This window comes from Propionibacterium sp. (assembly GCF_047719395.1).
Taxonomy (GTDB): Bacteria; Actinomycetota; Actinomycetes; order Propionibacteriales; family Propionibacteriaceae; genus Propionibacterium.
Genome location: NZ_JBDNTB010000091.1, coordinates 1 through 5,484, shown reverse-complemented (window position 1 = coordinate 5,484; position 5,484 = coordinate 1). Strand labels below are relative to the sequence as shown.

At 60.2% G+C, this 5,484-nt stretch carries 4 protein-coding genes; all 4 read right to left on the bottom strand.

The features are described 5' to 3' along the window. Positions 1 to 29 precede the first annotated feature (29 nt). Genes ABF648_RS11725 through ABF648_RS11710 form a run of 4 tightly spaced genes read right to left on the bottom strand, consistent with a single transcriptional unit; the run spans position 30 to position 5,193 of the window. Positions 30 to 1,052 carry a site-specific DNA-methyltransferase gene (locus tag ABF648_RS11725; protein WP_415632428.1) on the bottom strand — a complete coding sequence of 341 codons (1,023 nt, stop codon included), beginning with the start codon at positions 1,050 to 1,052 and terminating at the stop codon, positions 30 to 32. A gap of 4 nt (positions 1,053 to 1,056) precedes the next feature. Then, entirely contained in the window at positions 1,057 to 1,722 is a 666-nt protein-coding gene (locus ABF648_RS11720; RefSeq protein WP_415632427.1) for a DUF4391 domain-containing protein, read from the bottom strand. After that, a complete protein-coding gene (locus ABF648_RS11715; protein ID WP_415632426.1) occupies positions 1,715 to 4,987 on the bottom strand; it encodes a helicase-related protein in 3,273 nt (1,090 codons plus the stop codon). The genes ABF648_RS11720 and ABF648_RS11715 overlap by 8 nt, the downstream gene beginning before the upstream one ends. A 5-nt stretch (positions 4,988 to 4,992) precedes the next feature. Further along, a complete protein-coding gene (locus ABF648_RS11710) occupies positions 4,993 to 5,193 on the bottom strand; it encodes a helix-turn-helix domain-containing protein (protein WP_065673675.1) in 201 nt (66 codons plus the stop codon). Positions 5,194 to 5,484: the final 291 nt, after the last annotated feature.

Here is a 5,484-nt window from a genome sequence, read left to right as displayed (position 1 = left end):
TCCTCGAGGCCGGAGGATTCAGACCCCAACTACACCCTCAATCGTGAAGAGCCTGTAATGTCTCGATATGTACTCATCGGACGGCCAGTGCCTGGCTGCAGTTGGTCATACCGCGCCACCGAATCGGTTATGTCCCGAGATGCCTTGGCCTTCTTGAGCCAAGATTTCCATTGGCGTTCAGCATCCGCGTCGCTTGTTCGACTCGACCAGAGGGAAGCAGCCTTTGCCAGCGCTGATTCTAGGCCAACCTTAGGTTCACGCCAACGAACACCCAGCTCACTGAGATGCCTCTCGTTCTTTGCGTAAATCATCATGTAGTCGGCGCCGTTGGAAACGTACCGTGAATCATTCTTGCGGCCACCCTGCCACACGACATCCGATATAAAATTGTCGCTGCCAAAAACTTGGTCGAGAAGAAGGCGAAGATTTGCATGCTCACGGTCACCGATGGCGACCATGATCACTCCATCATCAGAAAGCAAGCTGCGCGCCAATTTTAGCCGCGAATACATCATGTCTAGCCAGTCCGAATGGAAACGACCGTTGGACTCGGCGTTCGCGACAAAACGCTCACCAGACTGTGACTGCTGACCAGAGCGCACAAGGTAATCTTCATTTGATTCGGCGAAGTGGTCGTTGTATACGAAGTCGTTGCCGGTGTTGTAAGGCGGATCAATGTAAACAACGTTCACTTTGCCTAGGTATGACTCCTGGAGGAGCTTGAGCGCATCGAGGTTGTCTCCTTCGATGAAGAGGTTCTTGGTCGTGTCGAAGTCGACGGACTCCTCCCGAACTGGGCGGAGGGTCTTCGCGATCGGAGCGTTGGCGGCGAAGGCTGCCGCGCGTTTACCCGGCCAGTCCAGACGGTACCGCTCCTGGGGTCCGTCGACAATGTGGTCGGAGAGTTCTTGGCGGAGGAGGTCGAAGTCGATGGCGCGCTGCGGGTTGCCGTCGGCATCGAGAGTCTCGGTGATGACGGTTGGGAACAGCTCGGCGAGCTTGTCGATGTTCGCCTCGGTCAGGTCGGGCGATGTCATGCGCAGTTTTTCCATGGTCTTACCTCTGCTGTTCCAGCTGTGCTTGTTTGGTCTTGAGGGTGCGGCGCAGTTCAACCTTCCGATTGAACTGCTTCTCGGTGCGGAGCTTGCGCTCCAATGTCTTGATCTCACGTTCGAGCTTGCCGACGGTCTTCAGTCTGTCAGCGACCTCCGACATTCCTTCGCCTGGACGAACCTCGACATTGGCGAGCGGTTCTAGAAGGGCTGCGTAGAGCGCAGGCAAGGTGATGGCGGTCGGTAATGGTTGGCGCTCGGTGTCGGCGGGCTGCCAACCGGTGCTGAAGTACTGGCTGATCTTCGGAGCGCCCGCACCGAGCTGCTTGTGGGCTGCGACCATTCGGGTCTCGCGCGTGCTGGCGACGTCTCGGTTAACCTCGAAGATGATCGGGCGAGGTATCGACTTGTCGATGGCGCTGAGCACCTGCTCGGAGACGTCCGAGCCTTTGACGTCAACTTGAAAGACCGCGACGTCGGGGACCTCAGCAGTACTCTCCAGGTTGATGGTGGCCTGGGCTAGGTCGAAGGCCCAGAACACTCGATCAACCTCGGTGATGAACTTCTCCCGCAGTGCAGTGTTGACGCTAGCGTGTTCGTAGAACTTCTCCTTGGGCACCCGTCGTCCGAAGTGGGCTGCGCTTGGCCAGTGATACAGCAGGTTAGTCACCGGCACCTGCCTCCTCCGAGGAGTTGACGACCGCGATGAACGCGGTGAGTTCGAAGTCGTCGAGTCCGGCGATGGTCTGAGTCAGAGCAGTGGTGGGACCCGGTGTGAACAGGCTATCGATGTCGCGTTCCTCGGTGACGTCGATCATCGAGTGGATCGCATCCGTCAGCAGCTGAGAGTACTGGCTCATGTCAGCGCCGTCTCGGGTGGCCTCGTTGAACGCACGAACCGCATTGGGAACCGGCTGGTTGAAAGGTCGACATCCAGTACGCAGCAGATCCAGCAGGTGCTTGGCTTCGGTGTGGTCGGCGATCACCTGGCCGTCCTCGTCGAGGTAGACGAGGTAGTGCGGATGGAGACGGTTTCCACGGTTCATGTGCTCGTCCGCGTTGACGTTGCGCAGCGCGAAGATCACCCCGGGGACCAGTCCCTTGGCAGGGTCGGCGGGAACGACGGCATGCAGGCCCTTCGGAACTGTGGCGAGGTCGCCGTACTGCTTGATGTATCCGAGCAGGTCCATGCGGAAGTCGTTGAGTCCGAGGTCGGTGATGGAGACACCGGTTCGGACGTCTTCTAGTTCAATGACTTCGTCTTGGAGCTTGCGGAGCTGTTCCTTACGGAAGGCAGCGTCCGGGTCTTCTTGGGTGAGGACGTTGTCGTCAGCGGTGCCCGCGATGTCGGCGATCACCATCCGGTTCTCGACGCGTTCCTTGAGGTTGATGTACCCGTCCAAGGAGATGTCGGGCCAGAAGTTCACTAGCTGGATGACCTGGTTGGTGGAGCCGATGCGGTCGATGCGTCCGAACCGTTGGATGATGCGCACCGGGTTCCAGTGGATGTCGTAGTTGATCAGGTAGTCGCAGTCCTGGAGGTTCTGGCCTTCGCTGATGACGTCGGTGCCGATCAACACGTCCAGCTCGCGGGTCTCTCCGGGCATGGTCAGCTCACGCTGCTTGGAACGTGGGGAGAACAGGGACATGATCTGCTGGAAGTCGTAGCCCTTCCCCAAGGTGGCGTGGGCGCGGTTGCCGCCGGTGATGACCGCCGTCTCCAGCCCGGCGGCGGCAAGTGCCGGTGCGAGGTTCTTGTAGAGGTAGTCGGTGGTGTCCGCGAAGGCGGAGAACACTAATACCTTGCGGTTGCCGGGGTTGATCGGATGCTGCTCTTTGGAGCGGATGATGTCCTTGAGCTTGCGGAGCTTGAGGTCATGGTCTGGGGTGACCCTGTTCATCTCGTCGAGGAGTTCACGCAGGGTCTCGCGATCGTTCCACAGGTCGCGTTGCCAGGACTCGATGTCGAGGTCGTCCAGGTCGATGCGGATCTTCTCACCGAAGGAGAGGGCTTCGATGTTGGCGTCGTCCTCGTCGTCGATGTCGAAGTCTTGGCCCGCCATGTCTGGGACAAGGTCGGCGAGGTTCCCAGCGTGGTTGCTGATCCGGGACAGCGTGTGTGTAACGGAGCCTTGGACCTTACCCAGTGTCAGGCGGAAGGCCTCAACCGAGCTTTCCAGGCGCTTAAGGAGGTTGACGGTCATGAGCTGCTTGAGGCCTTGCTCGCGGCCCGCCTGCCCCAGATTCGACCGGGCGTTGCCCGCGGTGACGTCGTAGAGGTCCTCGTACTTGCTTCGACGGGACGGGAACACGTAGGCCAACGGGGTGTAGACGGCCAGGGTGAGTGCCTGGAGCTGTTCGAAGATGTCGTTGAATCCCGGTACATCTGGGAGATCGGTGAGCGGTTCACGCACGGAGATGGGCGTGAGGCGTTCGGGGAAGGCACCGATCTCGGTGGTGTCGTAGAAGGCCTGGATGTGCTTGCGCGACCGGGCGATGGTCACCGAGTCCAGAAGTTCGAAGAAGTCGAAGTCCAGCATCTTCAAGATCTGGTCAGTGGTGCGGTGCTCGGCGTCGAGCTTGGACCATTCGTTGAAGACCCGCTGAGCGTCGGAGAAGACCTTCTCCACGCTGGTGGAGATGTTCAGGTGCTTGGCGAGATTCTCCGACTCGCCCTCGTAGGCGAGCTGGAGCTGGTTCTTCAGGTCGTTGAACCGGTTGTTCACCGGGGTGGCGGACAGCATGAGGACCTTGGTCTTCACGCCCTCCTTGATGACCTGGCGCATGAGTCGCTGGTAGCGCGACTCCTTCTCCTCCGCGTAGTCGGCGTTGCGGAAGTTGTGGGACTCGTCGATCACCACCAAGTCGTAGTTACCCCAGTTGATACGGGCCAGGTCAAGCCCGAGGGACTCGCCCTTCGTCCTCGACAGGTCGGTATGCGCGAGGACGTCGTAGGCGAAGCGATCCTCACGGAAGAGGTTGGTGGTGTAGTTGGAGTTGTAGTTCGTCCAGTTCTCCGCCAGCTTCTTGGGGCACAGCACCAGCACGGACTTGTTGCGCAGCTCGTAGTACTTGATGACGGCCAGCGCGGTGAAGGTCTTACCCAGACCAACGGAGTCGGCGAGGATGCAGCCGTTGTAGGTTTCCAACTTGTTGATGATGCCCGTGGCGGCGTCATGCTGGAAGTTGTACAAGCTCTTCCAGACCTTGGTCTCCTGGTACCCGGTGCGGTCATTGGGGAGGACATCGTCGTTGATGTCGTCAAGGAAGTCGGCGAACAGGTTGTAGAGGATGAGGAAGTAGATCCGCTCTGGGGAGTTCTCCGCGTACACCGTGGCGATGTGGTCGCAGACCGCCTGGGTGACGTCGTCGAGCTGGTCCGGGTTGTTCCAAATCTGGTCGAACAAAGCAAGGAACGATTGGGTTTCAGCCGCGCCCTCGAACTTGGTGACGACGTTGGAGACAGCCGGGCCCTTCTCATAGCCCAGGTCAGTAGTGGTGAACCCTTGAATCGGGAAGTAGGCGGCGCGGTCGTCAACCGCGGCCAACGGCTGCATGGGGCTGCCCGTTGCGTTGGAGCGGAACGTGACCTTGCTGCGCACCCAGTCCGCACACTCCCGGGCGATGGCCTTCTGCGTGAGCTTGTTGCGCAGTCGAATCTCGAACTCTGACCCAGCAATCGCCGACTCGGCGTGCCCGGCAGGGATGAAGAATTGACGGCGCTCCTTGCGGACCTTGTCGGTCACATCCTCGGCCACGAACGACGGGGACGTGAAGATGAACTCCAGCTCGTCGACCCGCTCCAGCTCCTTCTTCAGCGCCTCGAAAGCGAAGATGGAGAACGTGGAGGCCGCGATCCTGACCTTCGACCCACTGGTCAGAACGGTCTTGAGGTCATCGCCCAGACGGTCGGTGACGTTGTTGATAATGCGCACGTGAGTCAGTCACCTGCCTTGGTGGAGTCCGAGTCGGCGGCGCCGTCGTTGCGGACCCAGTCGTCGACCTCGGTGGCTTGGAACTTCCAGAGGCGGCCGATCTTGTGGGCGGGCATGCCCTTGTCGGCGATCCACGTGTAGATGGTGTCCTTGGTGACGCCGAGGTGGGCGGCGATGTCGTCTGCTGACAGCCACGGCTCGGTCACGTTGGTCCTCCCTCGACGGTGCGGGCCCCACCGGCTGGGACACCGTGCCGATTCTACCGAAACGGGCCCCGTTTGTGCGGAGATGTGCCACCGAAGCTGGGTGCACTTCGAGCGTGGATCGGCGAAAATAAGGTATGGAGAGGATCTTCCCGGGCAGCGCAGGAGCTGTCAGGCAGCGAGCACCTGGGCCGATCCATGTCGAGACGGAGTCCTCCGCCCGGGTGGTGGAGCCGGTGGCGTATATGTGCCTGCGGTTCATGCTGGTGCGCGAGGGCCGCCTGTTCGTGCACT